Origin of the sequence: Collimonas fungivorans Ter331 (assembly GCF_000221045.1) — a bacterium.
Taxonomy (GTDB): Bacteria; Pseudomonadota; Gammaproteobacteria; order Burkholderiales; family Burkholderiaceae_D; genus Collimonas; species Collimonas fungivorans_A.
Genome location: NC_015856.1, coordinates 1,387,900 through 1,412,224, shown reverse-complemented (window position 1 = coordinate 1,412,224; position 24,325 = coordinate 1,387,900). Strand labels below are relative to the sequence as shown.

20 protein-coding genes are annotated in these 24,325 nt (G+C 61.5%); 14 read left to right on the top strand and 6 right to left on the bottom strand.

Going from position 1 to position 24,325, the window contains the following annotated elements; all coding sequences use genetic code 11:
- Position 1: 1 nt before the first annotated feature.
- Entirely contained in the window at positions 2-1,081 is a 1,080-nt protein-coding gene (locus tag CFU_RS06220) for a sn-glycerol-3-phosphate import ATP-binding protein UgpC (RefSeq protein WP_041741398.1), read from the top strand.
- A 53-nt stretch (positions 1,082-1,134) separates the two neighbouring features.
- Here CFU_RS06220 and CFU_RS06215 read toward each other — a convergent pair whose 3' ends face one another.
- Both CFU_RS06215 and CFU_RS06210 read right to left on the bottom strand, forming a co-directional pair.
- Positions 1,135-3,549, bottom strand: a complete 2,415-nt coding sequence (locus CFU_RS06215; protein ID WP_014005187.1) for a penicillin acylase family protein — start codon at positions 3,547-3,549, stop codon at positions 1,135-1,137.
- Positions 3,550-3,602: 53 nt separating this feature from the next.
- A complete protein-coding gene (locus CFU_RS06210) occupies positions 3,603-3,836 on the bottom strand; it encodes a hypothetical protein (RefSeq protein WP_041741397.1) in 234 nt (77 codons plus the stop codon).
- A gap of 150 nt (positions 3,837-3,986) precedes the next feature.
- Here CFU_RS06210 and CFU_RS06205 point away from each other — a divergent pair, with 150 nt between their 5' ends.
- Complete coding sequence (locus CFU_RS06205) at positions 3,987-4,814, top strand: ferritin-like domain-containing protein (protein WP_041741396.1); 828 nt, start codon at positions 3,987-3,989, stop codon at positions 4,812-4,814.
- A gap of 22 nt (positions 4,815-4,836) precedes the next feature.
- Here the strand turns inward: CFU_RS06205 and CFU_RS06200 are convergent, their stop codons facing one another.
- Positions 4,837-5,706 (bottom strand): amidohydrolase family protein, encoded by an 870-nt coding sequence (locus CFU_RS06200; protein ID WP_014005185.1) that lies wholly within the window; start codon positions 5,704-5,706, stop codon positions 4,837-4,839.
- A 211-nt stretch (positions 5,707-5,917) separates the two neighbouring features.
- Here CFU_RS06200 and CFU_RS06195 point away from each other — a divergent pair, with 211 nt between their 5' ends.
- From CFU_RS06195 to CFU_RS06170, 6 genes are all read left to right on the top strand, one after another.
- Positions 5,918-6,592: a response regulator gene (locus tag CFU_RS06195; protein ID WP_014005184.1), complete on the top strand. Its 675-nt coding sequence runs from the start codon at positions 5,918-5,920 to the stop codon at positions 6,590-6,592.
- A complete protein-coding gene (locus tag CFU_RS06190) occupies positions 6,582-7,982 on the top strand; it encodes a sensor histidine kinase (RefSeq protein WP_014005183.1) in 1,401 nt (466 codons plus the stop codon). Before CFU_RS06195 ends, CFU_RS06190 begins: the two co-directional genes overlap by 11 nt.
- 198 nt (positions 7,983-8,180) lie before the next feature.
- Complete coding sequence (locus CFU_RS06185) at positions 8,181-9,308, top strand: porin (protein WP_014005182.1); 1,128 nt, start codon at positions 8,181-8,183, stop codon at positions 9,306-9,308.
- A 209-nt stretch (positions 9,309-9,517) separates the two neighbouring features.
- Positions 9,518-10,114: an undecaprenyl-diphosphatase gene (locus CFU_RS06180; RefSeq protein WP_041741395.1), complete on the top strand. Its 597-nt coding sequence runs from the start codon at positions 9,518-9,520 to the stop codon at positions 10,112-10,114.
- A 57-nt stretch (positions 10,115-10,171) separates the two neighbouring features.
- A complete protein-coding gene (locus CFU_RS06175) occupies positions 10,172-10,834 on the top strand; it encodes a response regulator (RefSeq protein WP_041741394.1) in 663 nt (220 codons plus the stop codon).
- The gene (locus tag CFU_RS06170; RefSeq protein ID WP_014005179.1) at positions 10,810-12,150 is read left to right on the top strand and encodes an ATP-binding protein; all 1,341 of its coding nucleotides are present in this window, start codon (positions 10,810-10,812) and stop codon (positions 12,148-12,150) included. Before CFU_RS06175 ends, CFU_RS06170 begins: the two co-directional genes overlap by 25 nt.
- Before the next feature lie 12 nt (positions 12,151-12,162).
- Here CFU_RS06170 and CFU_RS06165 read toward each other — a convergent pair whose 3' ends face one another.
- Complete coding sequence (locus CFU_RS06165) at positions 12,163-13,386, bottom strand: CaiB/BaiF CoA transferase family protein (RefSeq protein ID WP_014005178.1); 1,224 nt, start codon at positions 13,384-13,386, stop codon at positions 12,163-12,165.
- Positions 13,387-13,667: 281 nt separating this feature from the next.
- Here CFU_RS06165 and CFU_RS06160 point away from each other — a divergent pair, with 281 nt between their 5' ends.
- The 3 genes from CFU_RS06160 (at position 13,668) to CFU_RS06150 (ending at position 16,196) form a co-directional block, all read left to right on the top strand.
- Positions 13,668-14,012, top strand: coding sequence for a hypothetical protein (locus CFU_RS06160; RefSeq protein ID WP_041743061.1), 345 nt, complete (start codon positions 13,668-13,670; stop codon positions 14,010-14,012).
- A gap of 11 nt (positions 14,013-14,023) precedes the next feature.
- On the top strand, positions 14,024-14,584 hold the full coding sequence (locus tag CFU_RS06155) for a glycine zipper family protein (RefSeq protein WP_041741393.1): 561 nt from the start codon (positions 14,024-14,026) through the stop codon (positions 14,582-14,584).
- A gap of 220 nt (positions 14,585-14,804) precedes the next feature.
- Positions 14,805-16,196: a GntP family permease gene (locus CFU_RS06150; protein ID WP_014005175.1), complete on the top strand. Its 1,392-nt coding sequence runs from the start codon at positions 14,805-14,807 to the stop codon at positions 16,194-16,196.
- Between the two features lie 155 nt (positions 16,197-16,351).
- Here the strand turns inward: CFU_RS06150 and CFU_RS06145 are convergent, their stop codons facing one another.
- Together CFU_RS06145 and CFU_RS06140 are read right to left on the bottom strand one after the other, a co-directional pair.
- Positions 16,352-17,719 (bottom strand): ATP-binding protein, encoded by a 1,368-nt coding sequence (locus tag CFU_RS06145; RefSeq protein WP_014005174.1) that lies wholly within the window; start codon positions 17,717-17,719, stop codon positions 16,352-16,354.
- A gap of 51 nt (positions 17,720-17,770) precedes the next feature.
- The gene (locus CFU_RS06140; protein WP_041741392.1) at positions 17,771-18,493 is read right to left on the bottom strand and encodes a response regulator; all 723 of its coding nucleotides are present in this window, start codon (positions 18,491-18,493) and stop codon (positions 17,771-17,773) included.
- 328 nt (positions 18,494-18,821) lie between these two features.
- Here CFU_RS06140 and CFU_RS06135 point away from each other — a divergent pair, with 328 nt between their 5' ends.
- The 3 genes from CFU_RS06135 (at position 18,822) to CFU_RS06125 (ending at position 24,308) form a co-directional block, all read left to right on the top strand.
- Positions 18,822-19,325, top strand: a complete 504-nt coding sequence (locus CFU_RS06135; RefSeq protein WP_041741391.1) for a Spy/CpxP family protein refolding chaperone — start codon at positions 18,822-18,824, stop codon at positions 19,323-19,325.
- Positions 19,326-19,665: 340 nt separating this feature from the next.
- Entirely contained in the window at positions 19,666-21,132 is a 1,467-nt protein-coding gene (locus CFU_RS06130) for an MdtA/MuxA family multidrug efflux RND transporter periplasmic adaptor subunit (protein ID WP_014005171.1), read from the top strand.
- A gap of 17 nt (positions 21,133-21,149) precedes the next feature.
- Positions 21,150-24,308 (top strand): MdtB/MuxB family multidrug efflux RND transporter permease subunit, encoded by a 3,159-nt coding sequence (locus CFU_RS06125; RefSeq protein WP_014005170.1) that lies wholly within the window; start codon positions 21,150-21,152, stop codon positions 24,306-24,308.
- Positions 24,309-24,325 lie beyond the last annotated feature (17 nt).

Genomic DNA, 24,325 nt, shown 5'->3' with positions numbered 1-24,325 from the left:
TATGGCAAAAGTACACCTAGAAAACGTCAAGAAAACCTACGGCAAGGCGCCCAAGGCGGTCGATGTCATCCACGGCATTTCGATCGATATCGCCGATGGCGAGTTCATCGTCATGGTGGGTCCTTCCGGCTGCGGCAAGTCGACCTTGCTGCGCATGGTGGCAGGCCTGGAAGAAGTCACTTCCGGCGACATCGTCATCGGCGACCGCGTGGTCAACCAGCTGGAGCCGAAAGACCGCGACATCGCCATGGTGTTCCAGAACTATGCGCTGTACCCGCACATGAGCGTGTACGAGAACATGGCTTACGGCTTGAAGATCCGCGGCCTCGGCAAGGACGATATCGAAGTGCGGGTGCAGAAGGCGGCCAAGATCCTGGAGCTGGGCGCGCTGCTGCAACGCACGCCGCGCCAGCTGTCCGGCGGCCAGCGCCAGCGGGTGGCGATGGGACGCGCCATCGTGCGCGAGCCGGCGGTATTCCTGTTCGATGAACCGCTGTCCAACCTGGACGCCAAGCTGCGGGTGCAGATGCGCCTGGAAATCCAGAAACTGCACCGCACGCTGGGCACCACCAGCCTGTACGTAACGCATGACCAGGTCGAAGCCATGACCCTGGGCCAGCGCATGATCGTCATGAACGGCGGCCGCGCCGAACAGATAGGCACGCCGGCCGAGGTCTACGCCAGGCCCGCCACCACCTTTGTCGCCAGCTTTATCGGCTCGCCGCCGATGAACCTGCTGCAGGGACGGCTGGCGGAGGACGGCAGCAGCTTCACGCCGGCCAACGCCGACGCCGTTGCATTGCCATTCATCCACGGCGCAATCGCCGGCCACGATTGCATCATGGGCCTGCGGCCGGAGCAGCTGATCTTCGGTCAGCCCGGCTTGAACCTGCGCGCGGAACTGGTGGAAGCCTTGGGCGCCGACTTGCTGGTGCATGCTTCGATAGGAGACCAGCTGCTGGTGATGCGAGTACCGGCCGCGACCGCGGTCGTGACAGGCCAGCAAATCACTGCCGGTTTTGATCCCGCGGCGCTGCACTGGTTTGATCCGCAGACGACTCAACGTATCGAGCTGGCATAAAAAAAGGGCATTCTTCAACACCCCCGGCGCCCTTTTTACTTTCCGCCCGCAGTTCAGTTTTGCGGCTGCAGGCGAATCCGCTGCACCGTGGCCTTCTCCACCGCCGCCCGCGAATACAGCAGCGGGAAATATTCGCCCTTGAGCCATTTGTCCGCCAGGTCGCGGTAATGCGGGCTGTCCGGATCGCCTGATTGTCCCGGCGAGTTGACCGCGCGCGAGTTGTCCCAGTTGCCGACGTCGACCACTACCCGGAACGAAGGACCGTTGGTTTGCAGGAAATCGCTGCTGCGATAGGTCGACTGGTTGGGCGAGTAGGCGCCGCCATGGGTCGGCATCGGGCCGACATTCAATTTTGCACGGGTAGCTTCATCCACCGCAGCCGCCAGCGGATGCTCCATCAGGTTATGGTGCAGCTTGCCCCATTTCCACTGGCCGGCGTCGCTGCCCTGCAGCTTCTGCAGTTCGGCATAAGCTTCGCTCAAGCTGCTCAATAGCATCTGGTCGCGCTTCTGTACGGCGTCCGGCCCAAAACGCGCTTGCGGCTGTTCAAGGGTATCCAGCAGCACGGCGGTGTCCGGCGCACCCATCGCCTCCGCCGCGGCCGGGCTCAGCACCGCAGCCTTGAACGCCTTGCCCAAGTGTCGCGAGAGCCACACTTCAAACAAGGCGGCTGGCGCCGAATCGGCGCGCTCGACAAAATCCCAGCCGGCAAACAGGTTCAGCGCCGCCTGGGTCCGGGCATCGCCGGAGGACAGCGGTTTCAGCAGCGCCGCCAGGCGCCGTGCCGGGATCGACAGATCATCGTTCTGCAGGCGCATGGAATCTTCCAGCGACACCTTGTTCAGCGACGATAGCACTTCGCTGATGCGCGTGAAACGTGAATTGTTGGTCCACTCAAACCCGAGCTTGCGTTCGCGGTGCGGATAGCCGTCCGGCAGGTTCATCTGGTTGGCGGAGGCGAACCAGCCCTGTTTCGGGTTGTAGCTGGAAGGCAGCTGGTCGCCCGACCAGAAGCCGGCCCATTCGTAGCGGCCGTCGCCAGGCACCGGCAGCAAGCCGTCCCAGTTGGGGCGGATCGGCGCCAGCCCGCCCGGCACCCAGCCGATGTTGCCCTTGGTGTCCGCATATACCTGGTTCTCGGTCGGCGCGCCCCAATGCAGCAGGGAATGCTTGAACTCGGCAAAATTTCTGGCGCGCATATAGTCGATGCTGCCGAAATACGGCGACATGCCGGGCTCCAGCCAGCCGGAACGGACGGCAAAAGCGCGGCTTTTCCCCGGCTCGGAAAAAATCACCGGCCCGTGGCGGCTGAACACCAGTTCGGCAGAAACCGGCTTGCCGCCCTTGACCGGAATCTGTTCCGTGATGATATTGAACGACTCCCAATTGCCCCGGTATTGATACTGGTCGGAATGCTCGGGATTGAGCTGGTAGACGTACAGATCTTCCTGGTCGATATTAAAAATCGTCAAACCGAAGGCGACGCTGCCGTTATGCCCGATCGAAATGCCCGGCAGCGCCGGTTCGCCGGCGCCGATCACATTCAGGCCCGGCGCATTGATATGGGCGATGTAGCGCAGCGACGGCGCCGAATATGCGCGGTGCGGATCGTTCGCCATGATGGCGCGGCCGGTCGCCGATTTAGCCGGCGCGACTACCCAGTTGTTGCTGCCCTCGGCGACTTCTTCAGGATTCTCGGCAGCGGCGATCACCACGGCGTCGCTCTGCCCTTTCTGCAAGCTGTCCTTGCTGATCTTCACGCCTTGGGTAGCGAGCTGGAACACTTTCAGCAAGTCCTTCGGCAGGCAGGGATCCAGCCCTTCCGGCATCGTCGTCTCCCATTTCGGCGTCAGGCCGAAACGGATTTCATCGGATTTCAAGTCTGCCTTGCAAGCGACGTTGGCGCGCGCCACTTCGCTGTCCAGGTTGCGGGTAAGGCCGTGGCTGCGGATGCGCACCACATCTGCCGCCTGCCATCTGGCCGGCGCATAACCCAGCCGCCTGAATTCGAACGGCAATTTTTCCGGATGGGCGTTGACGTAGTCGACATAGGCATTGATGCCGGCCACGAAGGTGTTCGCCACCTGCTGCGCGTGCGGGCCGTAGGACTGCCACTCGCGCTGCATGTCGCCGCGGTACAGGAACAGCCGCGCCGCGCGGTCCTGCTGCACGTAGGCCGGGCCGAATACCTGCGCCAGCAGCCCGAGGCCGCGGCGGCGCCACAGATCGATCTGGAACAGGCGGTCGCGCGCCGCATTGAAGCCCTGGACAAAAAACGCGTCGTCCTGGTTCGCCGCGTATATGTGCGGTACGCCCCATTGGTCTACCAAAATTTCCGCCGGTTTTTTCAAACCGGCAATCTTGTAGGTGGTGACAGGCGCCGCTGGCGTATCCTTGGCCTGGCTCGCGGTTGCGGCGAATGACACCAGCAGCGCCGCCGCAGCGCAGATAGATCGTTGCATGAGCATTTGTCTCTTTTGTATTTTATTTACAAGGCGGGCGACTGCCGCCGCAGAGCAATTTATTCGGTCAGCGCAACCAGGTTATCCACCTCGATTTTTGCGAATTCGACACTGCTGTCATAGGCCGTACGCAAGCTGCTGTGCGCGCTCTCGGTATTGGTGCGGCTGGAAACGCTGGCGCCGGCCTTTAGTATCTGGTAGCCGTCATGCCACAGGTCGTCATGGCCCTGCACCGGTTTCGGCACGATGACGTAACCGCGATATTCGACATTTTCATTGGTTTGGTCGCTCATATTGGCCTCGCTGCAAATAAGGCTTAATCCTAGCATGAGCCTGAAATGCACACATCGCGGCAAAATCGTGTACCTTGAACCTATTGCCATAGCATGCGTCATACCTGTAAGTAGTTCTATATCAGTCACAACCACATGGAGAGATTGATTATGCACAAAGGTAGCGAACAGAATACGCACTGGAAAATCGCCGACCTGGATTTTTCAACAATCAACATCCCTAAAGTCCGGCCCGACGAAAACCTTTTTTACCTGGTCGCCTGCGCTTCGTTTGTTGAAAGCGGCTCCGACCTGTATACGCAGAACCTGGTGGACTACTACGGCGACGAGCCTGAAATCTCCACTTGGCTGCGTGAACAGTGGGAAGTCGAAGAGCTGCAGCATGGCCAGGCGCTGCGCGCCTATGTCGAGCACATATGGCCGGAATTCGACTGGCCCACCGCCTATCGCAACTTCCTCGAAGAATATTCGACCTATTGCAAGGTCGAGCTGCTGGAACCCAGCAAAGGCCTGGAAATGGTGGCGCGCTGCGTGGTGGAAGCCGGCACCGCCACCTTTTATAGCGCATTATCGCGTAGCACCGATGAGCCGGTGCTGAAGGACCTGGCCTCGCGCATCGCCCGGGACGAGGTGAACCATTACAAGCATTTCTTCCGTTATTTCCGCCGCTTCCGGCAGCACGAGGGGCTGCGCCGCCACCGCATCTTCGGCGCCCTGCGCCGCCGCACGCTGGAAATGAAAAACGAGGACGCCGCCTGCGCCCTGCGCCACGTGCTCGGCACCAGGGCGCCGCAGCATGCCGACAACCAGGCCATGCTGCAGCAGATCCACAGCAAGATGAACACCACCATACGCAGCCACCTGTCGCCCGACATGACGATCAAGATGATCATGCGGCCGCTGGACCTGCCGCCTGCGGTGCAGTCGATGGTGGCCTACCCGGTGACGCAGATCATGAACAAGGTGTTTTTGCGTTAATTTTGCGCTCAGCGCGGTCGCGCTATAAACGGTAGAAGCGCTGCGCATTCAGGCCCATGACCTGCTGCCGCTGGAGAGCATCGAGACCAGCCAGCAAAACATCGGTAGCCGCCAGCCAGCGCCCGTAATCCGCCGCCAGGTTGACTACCGGCCAGTCGCTGCCCCAGAGCACCCGCTCGGCGCCGAATACCTCCAGCACGTGGGACGCATATGGCTGCAGCTGTGCCACTTGCCAGCCGGCTGCCGCTTCGGTCACCAGCCCCGACAGTTTGCAATACACCTGCGGCAAGGCCGCCAGGCGGCTCATCGATGTCCGCCAGGGTTCGATTGCGGCGCTGGCGATCAGCGGTTTGGCGGCATGGTCGATGACGATAGGCAGGTCCGGATAGCGCTCGGCGAACTCCAGCAAAAAAGGCAGCTGGCGCGGCACGACCAGCGCATCCAGGCTCAGCCGGTGGCGCTGCATGGCGGCGATCGCCGGCGCCAGCTGCGGATCGCAGATCCAGTCGTCGGCCAGCCCCTGCAACATGGGGCGCAAGCCGCGCATCTTCGGATGGCTGGCCAGCAGCTGTATTTGCGGTTCGGCGTTGGCTGCCTTCAGATCGGCCCAGCCCACCACCGCCCGGATAAATGCGCTGCGCTCAGTCAGCCCCAGCATGAACAAGGTATCGCTCATGCTGGGCAAGGATTGCACCAGCACGCTGCCGCTGATGCCGTGCTGCTGCAGCAAAGGCTCCAGCTGGTCCGGCAGGAAGTCGCGATGGATTGCCGCCAGTTCCGGCGGCGGCCATTGCCCTGTCCGGTTCGCCAGCAGCCAGAAATGTTGATGGGCGTCGATGCGCACGGGGGCCGGTGCCGTATCCAGCATATCGTCAGGCAGGTCGTCAGGCATATGGTTGGTCTCGGATCGGTATCTTTGGCACGGCCGGCAGTTGCGGCGAAAGGTCCATTGGATGGACCAATACTATCATGTGCAATTTTCGCAAGGCAATTGAAAATTTCCCGCGCCGCGATTTATCGATAGCCAATTCCGGACATGCCTCTCATAATCCGCCTCATCGCCGAATGCAGTCATAACGGCGTCCCCGAGACGGAAACAAACTATGCGAATCTTGCTGGTAGAAGACAACAGGCCACTGTCCGAATGGCTGGCGCTGACCCTGCACCGCAATAAATACACGGTCGATTGTGTCTACAACGGCGCCGACGCCGATCATTTGTTGCTCACGCAGCAATACGAGCTGGTCATCCTTGACATGTCCCTGCCGAAACTGGACGGCAGCGAAGTGCTCAAGCGCCTGCGCGCCCGCCACAACAACGTGCCGGTGCTGATCCTGACCGCCAACAATTCGGTCGAAGGCCGTATCGTCGGCCTCAATACCGGCGCCGACGACTACATGGCGAAACCGTTCGACGTCAATGAGCTGGAGGCGCGCATCCGCGCCCTGCTGCGCCGCGCCAACCAGCAGAAAAACCCGATCCTGCAATGCGGATCGCTGAGCTACGACAGCAACAGCCTGATCTTTTCCATCGACGGCGTCGCCCTCACCCTGACCCGGCGCGAACATGCCGTGCTGGAAACCCTGATCATGAAAATGGGAAAAACCGTCAGCAAGCAGGCCCTGGCCGAGAGCCTGTACGCGATGGCGGAAGACGTGTCGCAGGACGCCATCGAAGTCTACATCCACCGCATCCGCAAGAAACTGGAACACGGCGACGCCGCCATCATCACCTTGCGCGGACTGGGCTACCTGCTCAAGCATCAGCATGAGGTCTAGCAGCCTGCGCACCCAGCTGCTGCTGTGGCTGCTGGTGCCGCTGATGCTGTTCGTCGGCGTCAACATCTGGGTCACCTACCATAATGCGATCGAGATGGCGACCGTAGTGCACGACCGCATGCTGCTCGGCTCGGCACGCATCATCGGCGAACAGATACATTACGAGGACGACACTTTGCAGGTGGTGATCCCGCCCGCCGCGCTGGAGCTGTTCCAGTCCGATTCGCACGACCGGGTGTATTACCGCGTGGTCGCCGCCAACGGCAAGCTGCTGGCCGGGCAGCCCGATTTGCCAGGTCCGCCGCGCATGCCGCGCAATGAGGAATCGGTTTATTTCAACGCCAGCTTCCGCGACGATCCGGTGCGCATCGTCGCCTTTTCGCAGCCGGTGTTTGGCATTCCCGCGCAGGGGCCGGTGCTGATCGAAGTGGCGCAAACCCAGCATTCCTACAAGACGCTGTCCGACCGCATGTGGGAACACACGGTGCAGCAGCAGCTGGCGATACTGGTGCTGGTGGTGCTGCTGCTGTTGCTGGGATTGCGCCACGGCCTGGCGCCGATGATGCGCTTGCGGGACCGGGTCCGGCGCCGCAAGCCGGGAACCCTGGAAGCGCTCGACACGGCGCCGGTGCCGACCGAGCTGGCGCCGCTGGTGCATGCCATCAACGACTACGTGCAGCGGCTGGACGACCATATGTCGGCGCACGGCCGCTTCATCGCCAATGCTTCGCATCAGTTGCGCACGCCGCTGACGCTGCTCAACACACAGGTCGACTATGGCTTGCGCAGCAACGACATCGGCGCCAAGGATGCCGCACTGCGCGCGATCAATAGCGGCGTGCAGCACGGAATCCGGCTGGTCAACCAGCTGCTGACGCTGTCCAATGCGGAAACCGGCGTCGGCCACCCCTTGCGCCAGGGCGACGTCAACCTGGTCGAAGTAGTGCAGCGCGTGCTGGAAGAACTGGCAACGCTGGCGCAGGCCAAGAAGATCGATCTCGGTTTCGAGTTTGCCGGCGCGCCGGTGACGGTCCATGCCACGCCGTCGATGCTGGAAGAGCTGGTCGCCAACCTGGTCGACAATGCATTGCGCTATACGCCTGCCGGCGGCTGCGTCACCGTCGCGGTCACGACGGCCGGACAGGCCACCCTGCTGCGCGTCGAAGACAACGGCCCCGGCATCCCTGAAGAAGAACGGGAACGGGTATTCGAGCGTTTCTACCGCCTGCACGAAGAACGCTCGGACGGCAGCGGCCTCGGCCTGGCCATCGTGCGCGAGATCGCGCTCGCCAGCAAGGCCACGGTCGCCTTGTCCAGCCCGGCGACAGGCAGCGGGCTGATCGTCACGGTCAGCTTTCCGTCGGTGCCGGGCGCAGGAACATCCGCATAGCAGCCGGCCGCGTTCTTCGGCAAAGCTTACTGACAGCTTTCAAAATCGGAATTTATTTTTCCCCGCTGTGGCGCAAAACCGACAGCCGAAAGCCAGACATTTGGCCTCCTGAAAGCAGTTAGTAAGCTTGCGAATTTTATAGTAGGACCGCTGATCCACGCGATCGGCAAGCCCAACTAAAAAATATCTGGAGACAAAATGAAAAAATCGCTGCTAGCGCTAGCCGTCCTGGGGACATGTGCCCACGCCGCCTATGCACAGACCAATGTCACGGTCTATGGGCTGATCGACGCCACCATCAGCACCGTCAACCATGCCGACAAGAACGGCGACCGCCTGACCGGCATCCCGGTCGCCTGGTTCAGCGGCAACCGCATCGGCTTCCGCGGCGCTGAAGATCTGGGCAGCGGACTCAAGGCCATTTTCAAGCTGGAAGCCGAATTCGTGGTCGGCACCGGTGAAATGGACACACCGGGCGTACTGTTCAACCGCGACGCCTGGGTCGGGTTGCAAGACACCACGTTCGGCCAGGTCACCCTGGGCCGCCAGAATACCCTGGCGCGCGATTTCTCCCAAGTCTATGGCGACGCCTACGGCTCCAAGCTCGGTCTGGAAGAAGGCGGCTACACCAACAACAACAATTTCAAGCAACTGATTTTCTACTCGGGCAGCGCCACCGGCACACGTTATGACAACGGCCTGGTCTGGAAGAAAGTGTTCGGCAACGGTGTGGTGGCAGGCCTCGGCTATCAGTTCGGCGAAACCGCCGGCCAGTTTGCGCGCAATACCACCAAATCGGCGGCGATCGGCTACAACGGCTCCAATTTCATCGTCTCCGCCTTCATCAACCAGGCCGACGTCGGCAACGGCGTCAGCAGCAGCCTGGAAAAGCACAAATCCTATTCGGTGGGCGGCAGCTACATGTTCGACCTGGTGCGCCTGAATGCGGGTTACTTCCACTACACGGCAGAGCAAGGCGCGCTCGGCCAGCGCAAGGACGACGCGTATACCGTATCGGCCAAATTCACGCCGCAGGGTTCCTTTGACTATGAACTCGGCTACCAGGTAATGAAAGCTGAAAATGCAGCTTACAACGCGGCCGGCACCAGCACCTTGAATGCCTATGCAGATGCAAGCGGCTCGACTGCGACCGGCAGCGGCAAGAAAAAAACGCTGTACGCATCGACCTTTTATCATCTGTCGAAGCGGACCGAGCTGTATCTTGCTGCGGACTACATGAAACTTGACGGCGGCTATCTGGTCGGATCGGCCAATGGCTTCAAGAACCAGACCGAATTTGCAGTCGGCATGCGCACCCGCTTCTGATTCTGATTCTGATTCTGATTCTGATTCTTTTAATACTGCAACGAAAGCAAAGCCGGCCATGACTAACGTCAGCGCCGGCTTTTTTTTCATGACCCACAGCCAGCCGCGGCGCCCGCCCCCGCTTCTCCTCAGTAATAGCTAAGTCTCCGCAGCTATCCTGCTTCCCTCTGTCCGATACGGCGTTTAGCCGCACTTTGCCAAAGGCGTCCATGGAAAAACTGAATCACTCGCTATTTCTGCTGATCAATGCCGGCGCCCATCCCTCGCCATTCTTGCTGAATGCCGCCATGCTATGCGCCGAATGGCTGATTTTCCTGATCCCGGCCGGCCTGCTGGCAGGCTGGCTGCGCGGCAGCGAACAGACCCGCAAGCTGATGCTGGAGGCAGCCGTCTGCGGCATCGTCGCCTTGTCGGCCAGCATGCTGATCGGCGCGCTGTGGCCGCATCCGCGCCCGTTCATGATCGGCCTTGGCACGAATTTCCTTGAACATGCCGCCGATTCCTCGTTCCCCAGCGACCATCTGACCTTGCAATGGTCGACAGCTTTCAGTTTCCTGCTGCATCGCCGGCTGCGCAAGTTTGGCCTGGCCTTCAGCCTGCTCGGCCTGCCGATGGCGTGGGCGCGGATTTACCTCGGCGTCCACTTCCCGCTGGACATGCTGGGCGCGGCCTTGGTCGCCGCACTCAGCGCAGGGCTCTGCTTTGGCTGCGCAAAATGGCTCATCGGACCGCTGTTCCCGGCGCTCTCGTTCATCCACAAGCGCCTGTTCGCACCGTGGATCCGGCGCGGCTGGATATTGAAATAAGCTGTGTGCAAGGTAGAATCAGCGAGAGAAGCAATCCGGCGCATGGAAAGGAACGCAATGAGGGTACTGCTGGTGGAAGACGACCGCATGATCGGCGACGCTGTCCAGACGGCATTGCGCGACGCCAGCCATGCCGTCGACTGGGTGCATGACGGCGCTGCGGCCCTGAGCGCAGCGGCCAGCCAAAGCTACGACGTGATGCTGCTGGATCTCGGCCTGCCGCGCCAGGACGGCTTCGCCGTGCTGCGCCAGTTGCGGCAGCAAGGCAGCGCCCTGCCCTTGCTGATCGTGACGGCGCGCGATGCGGTCGAAGACCGCATCGGCGGCCTCGACCTCGGCGCCGACGATTACCTGGTCAAACCGTTCGAGATGGGCGAGCTGCTGGCGCGCATGCGCGCCGTGGTCAGGCGCAAGGCCGGCAACGCCAATCCGGTGATGAGCAACGGCGCCCTGTTCCTCGATCCCAGCACGCGCGAAGTGACCGCGGACGGCATCGCAACCCGCTTGTCGGCCCGTGAATTTTCCCTGCTCCACGCCCTGCTGTTAAGGCCCGGGGCAATCCTGTCGCGCCAGGAACTGGAAGACCGCATCTATGGCTGGAACGAAGAAGTCGAAAGCAATGCGGTGGAGTTCCTGATTCATTCGATCCGTAAAAAGCTGGGTGCAGCGTCAATCAAAAATGTCAGGGGACTGGGATGGATGGTTTCCAAGCAAGACTGAGCCGTTCGCTGCAGTTCCGGCTGTCGCTGTGGCTGTCGCTGGTGATCTTGGCGATGGCGGTGCCGGCCGGCGTATTTTCCTTTTATTCGGCTTTCCATGAAGCCAACGACCTTCAGGATGACCAGCTGCGCCAGGTAGCGGCGCTGGTGCTTAGCCGCGATCTGCCGCCGGCCACGCCGGACCGTCATGCGATCGGAAAAATGAAGGATGAGGAATCGAAGGTGATTGTCCAGGTCCTGGCTGCGGCCGCGCCAGCCAAGGGCGATGACGACGCGCTGCAGCTACCCGCCGATCTGCCCGACGGCATACAGACATTCAAGGCCAGCCATGTGCATTGGCGCCTGTTCGTACAGACGACTCCTTCCGGCCAGCGCCTGGCGGTAGGCCAGCAGACCGCGGTGCGCGATGAAATCGCGCGCGACAGCGGCCTGCGCACCATGATGCCGTTCATGGTGCTGATCCCGGTATTGATCGCGCTGGTCAGCTTCCTGGTGCGCCGCATGCTGCTGCCGATCGCCAGGCTGTCGCAGGAAGTCGACCGGCGCGACGACCAGGACATGCGTCCGCTCGCCGAGCAGCAGGTGGCCGATGAAATCCGGCCGCTGATCGGCTCCATCAACCGCCTGCTGCGGCGGGTCGCCGACAATATGGATGCCCAGCGCCGCTTCCTGGCCGACGCCGCGCATGAGTTGCGCTCGCCGCTGACGGCATTGTCGCTGCAGGCGGAAAATCTCGCCGCCACCGACCTTTCGCCGGCGTCGAAAGCGCGCTTGCTGCCGTTGCGGCAAGGCTTGAATCGCAGCAAAGCCTTGCTGGAACAGCTGTTGACGCTGGCCCGCTCGCAAAATACCGGCGCCCCCCAGCTTGCCCAGGTTTCCTTGCAAGCCGTGCTGCGGCGGGTGATGGAGGACAGCCTGCCGCTGGCGCAAGCCAGGCAGATCGATATCGGCATCGAAGCGGATACCGAGATCATGCTGGCGGCGCACGAAGTCGATATCGTCGCCCTGGTGCGCAACCTGATCGATAACGCCATCCGCTATACCCCGCAGGGCGGCAATGTGGAGCTGCGCGCCCGCGCGTTGTCCGGCCTGGTGTCGATCGAGGTGGAAGACAGCGGCCCAGGAATCGCACCAACCGAGCGCGAGCGGGTATTCGATCCTTTTTACCGGGTGCTGGGCAGCGACCAGGACGGCTCGGGCCTGGGGCTGTCGATCGTCAAGTCGATCGTGGTCCGGCTGCACGGCAAGATTGAACTGCAACATGCGCGCGACGCCGCACCACACGGATTAAAGGTCATTGTCGAGATCCCGGTCTGACTCCGGCAATGTTCAGATCACGCCTTGCCGGCGCAGCTGCTCAATCTGCTCCGCGCTCCTGCCGATAGCAGCCAGCACCTCGGCCGTGTGCTGGCCCAGTTCCGGCCCCACCCAGTTGGTCTGGCCCGGCGTCGCCGACAGTTTCGGCACGATGCCCGGCAAATCTATCGGCTGGCCGTCCGGCAGCACATGCTGCTGGATCATGTCGCGCGCGCGGAAATGCGGGTCCTGATGGATATCGGCGGCGGTATACACCTTGCTGCTCGGGACTTCCGCTTGTTCCAGCACCTGCAATACGTGCTCTAGATTATGTTGCGAAGTCCAAGCGCTGATGGCGGCGTCAAGCATGTCGTTATGCTGCGCCCGGCCGTCGTTGCGCGCCAGGCGCGGATCCTGCGCCAGGTCGCTGCGGCCGATGGCGTGCATCAGGCGCTTGAAGATGCTGTCGCCGTTGCCAGCGATGATCACGTAGTGTTCGCCGCGGGCGTCGCTCAGGCAGGGATAAGTGCTGGATGGTGAAATGCCGGGAAAACTGGCGCCGGTGCGCTCGCGCACGAAACCGAACTCGGCGTATTCCGGGATCAGGCTTTCCATTACGCCGAACACGGCTTCATACAGGGCGATGTCGATGAACTGCCCTGTACCGTTATTCGCTTTCAGATGGTGCATGGCCAGCAGCGCGCCGATCACGCCATACAGCGACGCCAGCGTGTCGCCGATGCTGACGCCGACCCGCACCGGCGGCCGGTCCGGATAACCGGCCAGGTTGCGCAAACCGCCCATCGATTCGGCAATCGCCGCAAACCCCGGACGCGCGTGGTAAGGGCCGTCCTGGCCATATCCGGATACGCGGACCATGATCAGTTTCGGATTGATCTTCGACAGATCCTCCCAGCCCAGCCCCCAGCCTTCCAGTGTGCCGGGACGGAAATTCTCGATCACGATATCGGCATCCTTGACCAGGTCGCGCACAATCTGCTGGCCCTGCTCCGATTTCAGGTTGAGCGTCACCGACTTCTTGTTGCGGCTCTGCGAATACCACCACAGCGAAGTACCGTTATGCAGCTTGCGCCACTTGCGCAGCGGGTCGCCGTCGCCCGGCGCTTCGATCTTGATCACCTCGGCGCCAAACTGCCCCAGCAGGCTGGCGGCATACGGGCCGGCGATCAAGGTGCCGAGTTCGATCACCTTGACGCCCTGGAGGGAGGACTGCTGTTCTGCGCCTGGCTGCTGCATTTGTTTTCACCTGTTTTCTGTCATCTGTTCATGCTGCGGATCGGCAGATTATAGAATAGTCTGCGAGTCGCCTGCCTTGCCGGCTAGCGTGTGGCGGCAAGTAAAAAGTCCTGCTGTCCTGCAACAATTCCCGCCATTCGCTCCCCGCATAAGTCGCTTTGTATCAAAGAGTTAAAATGGTTGATCTTGACGCCAACATTTGCAACCAGAAGTAACTCCTTTTGCCACTTTTGGCGGTCCAGGATTATTATTCAATTGTTGATAAATGCGTGGAAAATATCATGAAAAAAATTGCTCTATTGGTACTTGCAGCTGCGGGCCTGATGGTCACCAGTTCGGCCAGTTTTGCTTATGGTTATTACGGACACGGCGGCTTCTATGGCCCACGCATCGGTGTAACCATCGGCGGACCGCTGTATTGGGGCCCGCCGCCGGTGTACTATGCGCCGCCGCCGGTGTATTACGCGCCGCCGCCGGTCTACATTGAACCGGAACCCCAGACTTATATAGAAAAAGCCCCGAACTATGCCTATTACTGCCCTAGTCCGGCTGGCTATTATCCCCAGATTCCTCGCTGCCCGAAAGGCTGGATGAAGGTAATGCCGGACCAAGCTCAACCTAGATAAGGCGGTGTGTGATGATAAGTGGAACTACCAAGATAATCGCAGCCTCGCTGGCCGTGCTCCTGACCGGCTGCGTTACCGCGCCGTCAGGCCCGAATGTAATGGCGTTGCCTGGTTCAGGCAAAAGCTACGAGCAGTTCCGCAACGATGAAGCGGTCTGCCAGCGCGCTGCCCAGGAAAGAATAGGCCCGTATGCGCCGCAGGCCGCCGCTGACAATGCGGTAGGAACGGCGGCAGCCGGCACCGTCATCGGCGCCGCGGCTGGCGCCCTGATCGGCGCCGCAACCGGCCGTGCCGGCGCCGGTGCGGCGATCGGCGGCGGCGTCGGCCTGCTGGCGGGCAGCTCGGTTGCCGGCGACTCGGCAGCACGCAGCAGCTACGGCATGCAGCGCGAGTACAACAATGTCTACACCCAATGCATGTACGCCAAGGGTAACCAGGTCCCGGTCGCCGGCGGCTACGCAAACAGCCGTCGCCAGCAGTATGCTCCGGCTCCGCAGTACTCGACGCCGCCTGACTACTACCCGCCGCAACGGGGTAACTATGGCCCGCCGCCAGACTACGTTCCCTACTGATCGCCTTTGATCGCTGCCAAAAAAGACATGCTTCATGCATGTCTTTTTGCATTCAGGGTGCATTTCCTGCCGTTGGCGAGGGAACTCAAGCCGCATTCCGCCTCTCTCTCATCTTTGCCTCCTCCGCAAGGCACGTTAAAATAAATGCAATATTCGATGGCCATTTTCCGATGGCTCGCTCGAATCCGCTAGAGCAAACCTGATCCGTAGGAGATAGAGGATGAGTTTCATCGTAGTTATTCTGGCTTTGCTGTTCCTGATGTTTGTCGCCTACCGCGGCTACAGCGTTATCCTGTTTGCCCCGGTCGCCGCGCTCGGCGCCGTGCTGCTCACCGACCCCAGCCTGGTCGCTCCCATGTTCACCAGCGTGTTCATGGAAAAGATGGTCGGTTTCGTCAAGCTCTACTTTCCCGTTTTCCTGCTGGGTGCGGTATTCGGCAAGGTGATTGAACTCTCGGGATTCTCCAAGTCCATCGTGTCGAGCGTCATCAATGTAGTCGGACGGCAGCGCGCCATGCTTTCCATCGTCCTGGTATGCGGCTTGCTGACGTATGGCGGCGTCTCGCTGTTTGTGGTGGTGTTCGCGGTCTATCCGTTTGCCGCCGAAATGTTCCGCCAGGGCGGCATCCCGAAACGCCTGATCCCCGGCACGATTGCGCTGGGCGCGTTCACCTTCACCATGGATTCGCTGCCGGGCACGCCGCAGATCCAGAACATCATTCCCACCACCTTTTTCAATACCACTACCTGGGCCGCGCCCTGGCTGGGTCTGATCGGTACCGTATTCATCCTGGTCACCGGCCTGCTCTACCTGGACTGGTGCCGCCGCCGGGCGGCCGCCAACGGCGAAGGCTACGGCAGCAACTTGCTGAACGAACCGGAACCGGTGGCCGACGGCAAGCTGGCGCATCCGCTGGTAGCCCTGTTGCCGCTGGTGCTGGTGGGGGTGATGAACAAGCTGTTCACGGCCTGGATTCCCATGCTATACGGGAGCAGCCATGAAATGACGCTGGCCGGCTCCAGCAAACCGATCACTACCCAGGTCTCGGGCGTGGTGGCGATCTGGGCGGTTGAAGCAGCGCTGCTGGTCGGGATCTGTTCGGTGCTGCTGTTTGCCTTCGGCGCCGTCAAGGAAAAATTTGCCGAAGGCAGCAAAGCGGCTGTCGGCGGCGCCTTGCTGGCGTCGATGAACACCGCGTCCGAATACGGCTTCGGCGCCGTCATCGCCGGCCTGCCGGGATTCCTGGTGATCGCCGACGCTCTCAAGAGCATTCCTAATCCGCTGGTCAATGAAGCGGTGACAGTCACCACACTGGCCGGCGTCACCGGCTCCGCTTCCGGCGGCCTGAGCATCGCCCTGGCGGCGATGTCGCACACTTTCATTGAAAACGCGCAGGCCGCCGGCATCCCGATGGAAGTGCTGCACCGGGTTGCCGCCATGGCCAGCGGCGGCATGGATACGCTGCCGCATAACGGTGCGGTGATTACCCTGCTGGCGGTGACAGGACTTTCGCACCGGCAGTCTTACAAGGATATTTTTGTGGTGACGATGATCAAGACGGCGGCTGTGTTTGTGGTGATTGCGGCTTATTACCTGACGGGGATTGTCTAAGGATTGGTTCGCTATCTTTAAGGGGAAAATCGCCCCTTGGACGCGACTTGATGTACTCCGTGGTTCGTTAAATGGGGACAGAGTAATTTTCGCAAAGAGCGCGAAAAAAAACTCTGACCCCATTTAACTGCCGGGAGTAGTTTTTAAGGCTGTGTTCAGATGCCGTTCAAGGCGGGCAAGCGCAAGGTCGCCTCCAGGCCGCCCTCGGGGTGGTTGCGCAGTTGCAGCGTGGCCCGGTGGTTTTCAGCGATGTTGCGCGCGATGGTCAGCCCCAGGCCGGTGCCGCCGGTATCGCGCGAGCGGGAAGTCTCCAGGCGGAAGAACGGATCGAATACCGTCTCCAGCAGCTCGGCCGGAATGCCGGTGCCGCCGTCGCGGATGCGGATCACGATGTCGCTGCCTTCACGCGCCACCAGCAGGCGCGCATAACGGCCGTATTTGGTCGCATTGTCGACCAGGTTGGTCAGGCAGCGCCGCAGCGTGTTCGGCTGCGCCATGATCGAAGCGCGGGTGCGTCCTTCCAGCGTGACGTCCTGCCTGGCGTCGACGGCGTCGGCGCAAACGCTGTCGAGCAAGGAGTCGATATCCAGCTTCTGCATCGCTTCCGCCGAATCCATGCTGCGCGCCAGATCCAGGCCCTCGCGCACCATGCTCTGCATCACCGCCAGGTCTTCCAGCAGCTTGCGGCGCAAATCGGCCTCGCCGACTTTTTCCAGGCGCAGGCGCAACCTGGTCAGGGGCGTCTGCAAGTCGTGGGTGATCGCCGCCAGCATATGGGTGCGGTGCTGGATCTGGCGCTTGATGCGCGCTTGCATGGCATTGAAAGCGGTCGCGGCCTGGCGCACTTCGGTCGGTCCGGTTTCATCCAGCGGCGGACGGTCGATATCGCGCCCCAGTTCGCCGGCGGCAACCGCCAGGTGCTTGATAGGCCGCGCCGTCATCTTGGCGACAAAATAAGCCAGGCCGCCGATCAGCAGCAGAAACAAGGCGAAATAAGGCGACGTGTAAGGCATGCCCGGCGGCCGTGCCGGCGGCGGCGCGCCTGGGCCGCGCGTCATGCGCAGCTTCAGCTTGAGCAGCGTGCCGTCTTTCAGGCTGACGTAGACCACTTGGCATTCTTCGGGCCGGCGGAAATCGAAATTCCTGCGCGTGTGCAGCTTGCAGTCGCTTTGCTTGTCCACCAGGATGCTGCGATCGTCGCCCAGGCGCTTCTTGAGCAGCAAGGTCAGGGATGGATTGTCGTCGACGGCGTTTTCGGTGTCCTTGACCATGCTGGCTTCCAGGCCGAAATTCTCGCTGGTCTGCAGCACCACGGAGCGCATGTCGGGGCCGACATTATCGAGCGAAAAAACTATCTGCTCGACCCGTTCGGCGATGCGGAACTCATAAAAATCCTTGAAAGCCTTGCGCCGCTCGTTTTCGGCCAGCCAGCTGGTGGTGGCGGCGGCGACCAGGATCCCGGTCAGCAGGATCAGGAATACCCGGTTGGCAACCGAGCCAAAGAAATTTCTCACGGACGGCATCCCTCTTCTACTTATCCAGGCGTGCAGCTGGCGTGCATCGCAATGCTACCGTCACGACTCAACCGTCACCGCAGTGGCCAGTACATATCCTTCGTTGCGCACGGTCTTGATGATCACCGGGGTACGGGCGTCGTCGCCCAGTTTCTGGCGCAGGCGGCTGATCTGGATATCGACCGAACGGTCGAAAGGATCGGATTCGCGTCCCTGGGTCAGCTCCAGCAGCTGGTCGCGGTTGAGGACCCGGTTCGGATGGTCCAGGAACACCTTGAGAATGCGGTATTCGGCACCGGACAAGGCCACCACCAGCCCCTCGTTGTTGACCAGGTGGCGCGCGATCAGGTCCAGCGTCCAGCGTCCGAACTGGATCTGCTGGGCTTCCGGCGAGGCCATGTTCGGCGGCAGCGCCTGGGTGCGGCGCAAGACGCTGCGGATGCGGGCGAACAGCTCGCGCGGTTCGAACGGTTTCGACAAATAATCGTCGGCCCCCATTTCCAGGCCGAGGATGCGGTCCAGCGGCTCGCCGCGTGCGGTCAGCATGATCACCGGGATATTCGAATCGGCGCGCAGGTTGCGGCACAGCGTCAGGCCGTCTTCGCCAGGCAAGGTGAGATCCAGCACCACCAGGTCGACCCGCGCTTCCGACAGGATCTTGCGCATGTCGTTGCCGTTGGTCGCCATCAGGGTGCGGAAACCGTTGGCGTCCAGGTACTCGGCCAGCAGGGTGCGGATTTCGTGGTCGTCGTCGACCACCAGTATGTGAGCAGCAGTTTCCATATGCGTGATTATCCTAGGACCGGAAGTGCGGCCAATCGAAAAAAGAAAAGCTTGATGGGTAGCGAAGTATTCAATGCAATCAATCCCTGGTGGGTGGCAGCCGCGGACGGCTGGTGTTTCTAGGATTATGGCAACTCGGCACAAGAAAGACGATAGTAATTTGTATATTGGCATATCTGCCACGTGCGTGGACACATTAAGATACAAAGCAATCTTGATGCCATACATGGCGATACAAAGCCGGGCTCCCATGAAAAACCGGCGATACACCAGCGCGTTCCAATGCGAACTGTGCGGATTGCACTTAAATTCATGGAAGGATTTCATTATGTTCAAGCTTCGCAAACAACTGCTGATCGGCATGACCGCACTGAGTTTTGCTGCCATGGGCATGGCCGCCCACGCCCAGACCGATGCCGGCGGCCCAGGCCGCCACGTTCCTACGCCAGAGCAACAGGCCAAATTTGCCGAAAAGATGGCAAAACGCCAGGCCAAGCTGCATGACGACCTGAAAATCACTTCGGCCCAGGAAACTGCATGGCAAACCTTCATCGGCAAGATCAAGCCGGTGCGGCCGACCGATATGCCGCAGCGTCCGAACAAGGAAGAATGGGCCAAGCAAACCGCCCCTGAGCGCCTCGATCACCGGATGGAATTCCTGAAACACGCTGAAACACGCCTGGCCGAACGCACCGCTGCGGTCAAAGAGTTCTACGCCGTGCTGACGCCAGTCCAGCAGAAGGTATTTGACGACCATTTCAAGCAAATGGAGCAGCATCGCTTCGGCGGCCATCGCGGTGGTCACCGCGACGCTCCGGACGCAGCCAAGTAACTGCAGACGGCCCGGTTTCCGGCCGGGCCAAACCTGCTTGTTGCAGGCGGCGAGGTCCCGCAGCCAGCTTGGCTTGATCTCGCGCCAGGCATGTTTCTGCGGCTTCGCCGTTTGCCGCCGCACCCTGTCCGGATCAGCCCGATTGCCGACCGCCAAGCCAGCAACTACACTGCCTCGCTGGCGTCTTTCATTAATTTGAAACAATTTCTAATAAATACACACGGCAGTAAAATTTACTCGCTAAACTCATGTAATTATTTTTCAACAATCTGCCGGACGCCTGCCCGCGGCAAATTGTTGCATTGCACCCGTCCACATTCTGACTGACCTCCTGCCTGCGATGACTACTACACCGACTCCTCAAATCGACCAATCCAGCCAGTCCCGGCCTGCCCTTCCCAACCAGCGCCAGGGCGGATTCCAGCGCGGCTGGTGGTGGCTGGCCGCAGTCGTCGTGCTGGCGCTGGCGGCTTACCTGATCTGGGGCCGCAGCCACCAGTCCGGCGATGCCGCCGGCGGGCAACCGGGAGCAATGCCGGGACAGGCCGCCAACGGTGGCGGCAAAGGTGGAAAAGGCGGTCGGCGCGGCGCATTTGCCGGCGCCGGCGGTCCGTTGCCGGTAGGCGTCGCAGTCGCCAAGACGGGCGATATCCGGATCTATCTCTCCGGCCTCGGCAGCGTCACGCCGGAAGCCACCGCAACGGTAAAAAGCCGGGTCAACGGCCAGCTGATGAAACTGCATTTCAAGGAAGGCCAGGTGGTCAAGGCCGGCGACTTGCTGGCGGAACTGGATCCGCGTCCTTACCAGGTAGCGGTGACGCAGGCCGAAGGCCAGCTCATCCGCGACACTGCCCTGCTGAAGGCGGCTCAGATCGATTTGCAGCGCTATCGCACGCTGCTGGCGCAGGATTCCATTGCCAGCCAGCAGGTCGACACCCAGGCCGCCCTGGTCAAGCAATATGAAGGCACGGTCAGATCGGACCAGGGCGCGCTCGACAGCGCCCGCCTGCAACTGACCTACTCGCGCGTCACCGCGCCGATCGGCGGCCGCATCGGCCTGCGCCAGGTCGACCTTGGCAATATCGTGCAGAGCAGCGACACCAACGGCATCGCCATCATCACCCAGCTGCAGCCGATCACCAGCGTATTCAGCATTCCAGAAGATAATATTCCCAGCGTCATGAAGCAGATCCAGGCCGGCAAGAAGCTGGCCACCGATGTCTGGGACCGCGACCAGAAGAACAAGCTCGACAGCGGCACCCTGCTCACCATCGACAACCAGGTCGACAGCACTACCGGCACCGTCAAGCTCAAGGCTGAATTTCCGAACGCCGGCTACGCCCTGTTTCCGAGCCAGTTCGTCAATGTCCGCATGCTGCTCGACACCCGCCGCGATGCGACCGTCATTCCAAACGCGGCGATCCAGCGTGGCTCCAGCGGCAATTTTGTGTATGTCGTAAAACCGGATCACACCGTCACCATCCGCCTCGTCACAGCCGGTCCGGTAGAAGGCGAATCGACTGCAATCGATAAGGGCATCGCAGTCGGCGAAACAGTGGTGATCGATGGCATCGACAAACTGAAAGAAGGCGCCAAGGTGGAGCCCGTGACCCGCGGCGGCCCGGCTGCGGCCGGCGCCAGCGCCGACCCTGCAGCTGCCGGCGCCGGCGATCATAAGGGCGGCCGCCGCCACCGCGCGGACGCCAGCGGCGATGCTGCCGCGCCTGCGGCCTCTGCACCTGCACCTGCACCTGCACCTGCACCTGCACCTGCACCTGCCGCGCCCAATAACCGCAGCAGTCAATAACCGGCTGTCAAGAACGCATGAATCCCTCACGTCAGTTCATTCTCCGGCCGGTCGCCACATCCCTGTTGATGCTGGCCATTTTCCTGGCCGGCATCGTCGCCTACAAGCAGCTGCCGCTTTCGGCCTTGCCGGAAGTCGATTATCCAACCATCCAGGTGGTGACGCTGTATCCCGGCGCCAGCCCGGACGTCATGACTTCGTCGGTCACCGCCCCGCTGGAGCGCCAGTTCGGCCAGATGCCCGGCCTCAACCAGATGTCGTCCACCAGTTCCGGCGGCGCTTCGGTCATCACGCTGCAGTTCAGCCTCGACCTCAGCCTCGACATCGCAGAACAGGAAGTCCAGGCCGCCATCAACGCCGGCGGCAACCTGCTGCCGTCCGACCTGCCGACGCCGCCGATCTACAACAAGGTGAATCCGGCCGACACGCCCATCATGTCGCTGGCGATTACCTCGAAAACGTTGCCGCTGCCCAAGGTGCAGGACCTGATCGATACCCGCCTGGCGCAAAAGATTTCGCAAGTGCCGGGAGTCGGCCTGGTCAGCCTGTCCGGCGGCCAGCGGCCAGCCGTGCGGCTGCAGCTGAATCCGCGCGCGATAGCAGCGCTGGGCCTGAACCTGGATGACATCCGCACCGCCATCGGCAATGCCAACGTCAACCAGGCCAAGGGCAGTTTCGACGGCCCGGCGCGCGCCTCGACCATCGACGCCAACGACCAGCTGCGTTCGGCCGACGAATACCGCAACCTGATCATCGCCTACAAGAACGGCGCGCCGATCCGGATCTCGGATGTCGCCGACGTGGTCGACGACGCGGAAAACATCCGCCTGGCAGCCTGGTCCAACACCTCGCCGGCGGTGATCCTGAACATCCAGCGGCAACCGGGCGCCAACGTGATCGGCGTGGTCGACAACATCAAGAAGATCCTGCCCAAGCTGCAGGAAACCTTGCCTGGCGCAATCGATGTCCAGATCCTGACCGACCGCACCACTACCATCCGCGCTTCTGTGGCCGACGTCCAGTTCGAGCTGCTGCTGTCGATCGCGCTGGTGGTGATGGTGATCTTCATTTTCCTGCGCAGCGTGCCCGCCACCATCATCCCCAGCGTGGCGGTGCCGCTGTCGCTGATCGGCACGTTCGGCGTCATGTACCTGGCTGGATTTTCGGTCAACAACCTGACCCTGATGGCGCTCACCATCGCTACCGGTTTCGTGGTGGACGATGCGATCGTGATGATCGAAAACATTTCGCGCTACATCGAAGAAGGCATGAAGCCTTTGCAGGCGGCGCTGAAGGGTGCCGAGCAGATCGGCTTCACCATCATTTCCCTGACGTTTTCGCTGATTGCGGTGCTGATCCCGCTGCTGTTCATGGGCGACGTGGTGGGACGCCTGTTCCGCGAATTCGCCATCACGCTGGCGGTGGCGATCCTGATATCCGCCGTCATTTCGCTGACCTTGACACCGATGATGTGCGCCAAGCTGCTGCACCATATCCCGGAAGAAAAGCAGAGCTGGTTCTACCGCAAGAGCGGCGAATTCTTCGACAAGATCATCGCTCGCTACGGTGTAATGCTGGAATGGGTACTGCGCCACCAGTTCGCAACGCTGGTGGTGGCGATCGGCACCCTGGTGCTGACCGCGGTGCTGTATATATTCATACCGAAGGGCTTTTTCCCGGTGCAGGATACCGGCGTGATCCAGGGCATTTCGGAAGCCAGCCAGTCGATTTCGTTTGCCGCCATGTCGGAGCGGCAGCAGGCGCTGGCCGCGACGGTGTTGAAAGACCCGGCGGTCGAAAGCCTGTCGTCGTTCATCGGCGTCGACGGCAGCAACGCCACCCTGAACAGCGGCCGCATGCTGATCAACCTGAAACCGCGCGAACAGCGCAACATCAGCGCCAGCGACGTCATCCGCCGCCTGCAGCCGGAACTGGACCGCGAGGTCGGCGACATCACGCTGTACATGCAGCCGGTGCAGGACCTGACGATTGAAGACAGCGTCAGCCGCACCCAGTACCAGTTCAGCGTCGAAGACGCCAACGCCGCCGAACTGAGCACCTGGGTGCCGAAGCTGATCGAGCGCCTGCGCAAGATTCCGGAACTGGCGGACATCGCCAGCAACCAGCAGGATCTCGGCCTGCAGGCCTACATCGCGATCGACCGCGACGCCGCTTCCCGGCTAGGCATCACTACCGCCGCCATCGACAACGCCCTGTACAACGCCTTCGGCCAGCGTCTGATCTCCACCATCTACACCCAGTCGAACCAGTACCGGGTAGTGATGGAAGTGAAGCCGGAATTCCAGAAGGGTCCGGCGGCGCTGAACAGCATTTTCCTGGTGGCAGGCAACGGCAGCCAGATTCCGTTGTCGAGCATCGCCACCGTCGAGGAACGTACTTCGCCGCTGGTGGTGAACCATATCGGCCAGTTCCCGGCCACCACGATTTCCTTCAACCTGGCGCCCGGCGCCTCGCTCGGCAATGCGGTCAAAGCGATCCAGGCCGCCGAAAAGGAGATCGGCATGCCGGACAGCATCCAGACCAGTTTCCAGGGTGCGGCGCTGGCGTTCCAGGCTTCCCTCAGCAACACCCTGATGCTGATCCTGGCGGCCATCATCACGATGTACATCGTGCTCGGCGTCCTGTATGAAAGCTATATCCACCCGATCACGATCCTGTCGACGCTGCCGTCGGCCGGGGTCGGCGCCCTGCTGTCGCTGATGATCGCCGGCACCGACCTGGGCATCATCGGCATCATCGGCATCATCCTGCTGATCGGTATCGTCAAGAAGAACGCGATCATGATGATCGACTTCGCGCTGGACGCCGAACGCAACGAAGGCAAGGAACCGCGCGAAGCGATCTACCAGGCTTGCCTGCTGCGTTTCCGTCCGATCCTGATGACCACCATGGCGGCCTTGCTGGGTGCCCTGCCGCTGATGCTGGGTTCGGGCGTCGGTTCCGAGCTGCGCCAGCCGCTGGGGATCACCATGGTCGGCGGCCTGCTGGTGTCGCAGGTGCTGACCCTGTTCACCACGCCGGTCATCTACCTGGCGTTCGACAACCTGGCGCGCCGCGTGAAAGCACGTTTCGGCATCCAGGAAGACGAACACAAGGGCAATGGCGGGGGTGATGACGACAGCGACGGCGCGATCCCTGAACCAGCCAAGCCGTAGGGGAAGGCAAAGACAGC

Excerpts from the sequence above, each read along its gene's own strand:
- CFU_RS06220 (WP_041741398.1), top strand. The coding sequence starts at position 2 with ATGGCAAAAGTACACCTAGAAAACGTCAAGAAAACCTACGGCAAGGCG.
- CFU_RS06215 (WP_014005187.1), bottom strand. The coding sequence starts at position 3,549 with ATGCTCATGCAACGATCTATCTGCGCTGCGGCGGCGCTGCTGGTGTCA.
- CFU_RS06210 (WP_041741397.1), bottom strand. The coding sequence starts at position 3,836 with ATGAGCGACCAAACCAATGAAAATGTCGAATATCGCGGTTACGTCATC.
- CFU_RS06205 (WP_041741396.1), top strand. The coding sequence starts at position 3,987 with ATGCACAAAGGTAGCGAACAGAATACGCACTGGAAAATCGCCGACCTG.
- CFU_RS06200 (WP_014005185.1), bottom strand. The coding sequence starts at position 5,706 with ATGCCTGACGACCTGCCTGACGATATGCTGGATACGGCACCGGCCCCC.
- CFU_RS06195 (WP_014005184.1), top strand. The coding sequence starts at position 5,918 with ATGCGAATCTTGCTGGTAGAAGACAACAGGCCACTGTCCGAATGGCTG.
- CFU_RS06190 (WP_014005183.1), top strand. The coding sequence starts at position 6,582 with ATGAGGTCTAGCAGCCTGCGCACCCAGCTGCTGCTGTGGCTGCTGGTG.
- CFU_RS06185 (WP_014005182.1), top strand. The coding sequence starts at position 8,181 with ATGAAAAAATCGCTGCTAGCGCTAGCCGTCCTGGGGACATGTGCCCAC.
- CFU_RS06180 (WP_041741395.1), top strand. The coding sequence starts at position 9,518 with ATGGAAAAACTGAATCACTCGCTATTTCTGCTGATCAATGCCGGCGCC.
- CFU_RS06175 (WP_041741394.1), top strand. The coding sequence starts at position 10,172 with ATGAGGGTACTGCTGGTGGAAGACGACCGCATGATCGGCGACGCTGTC.
- CFU_RS06170 (WP_014005179.1), top strand. The coding sequence starts at position 10,810 with ATGGATGGTTTCCAAGCAAGACTGAGCCGTTCGCTGCAGTTCCGGCTG.
- CFU_RS06165 (WP_014005178.1), bottom strand. The coding sequence starts at position 13,386 with ATGCAGCAGCCAGGCGCAGAACAGCAGTCCTCCCTCCAGGGCGTCAAG.
- CFU_RS06160 (WP_041743061.1), top strand. The coding sequence starts at position 13,668 with ATGAAAAAAATTGCTCTATTGGTACTTGCAGCTGCGGGCCTGATGGTC.
- CFU_RS06155 (WP_041741393.1), top strand. The coding sequence starts at position 14,024 with ATGATAAGTGGAACTACCAAGATAATCGCAGCCTCGCTGGCCGTGCTC.
- CFU_RS06150 (WP_014005175.1), top strand. The coding sequence starts at position 14,805 with ATGAGTTTCATCGTAGTTATTCTGGCTTTGCTGTTCCTGATGTTTGTC.
- CFU_RS06145 (WP_014005174.1), bottom strand. The coding sequence starts at position 17,719 with ATGCCGTCCGTGAGAAATTTCTTTGGCTCGGTTGCCAACCGGGTATTC.
- CFU_RS06140 (WP_041741392.1), bottom strand. The coding sequence starts at position 18,493 with ATGGAAACTGCTGCTCACATACTGGTGGTCGACGACGACCACGAAATC.
- CFU_RS06135 (WP_041741391.1), top strand. The coding sequence starts at position 18,822 with ATGTTCAAGCTTCGCAAACAACTGCTGATCGGCATGACCGCACTGAGT.
- CFU_RS06130 (WP_014005171.1), top strand. The coding sequence starts at position 19,666 with ATGACTACTACACCGACTCCTCAAATCGACCAATCCAGCCAGTCCCGG.
- CFU_RS06125 (WP_014005170.1), top strand. The coding sequence starts at position 21,150 with ATGAATCCCTCACGTCAGTTCATTCTCCGGCCGGTCGCCACATCCCTG.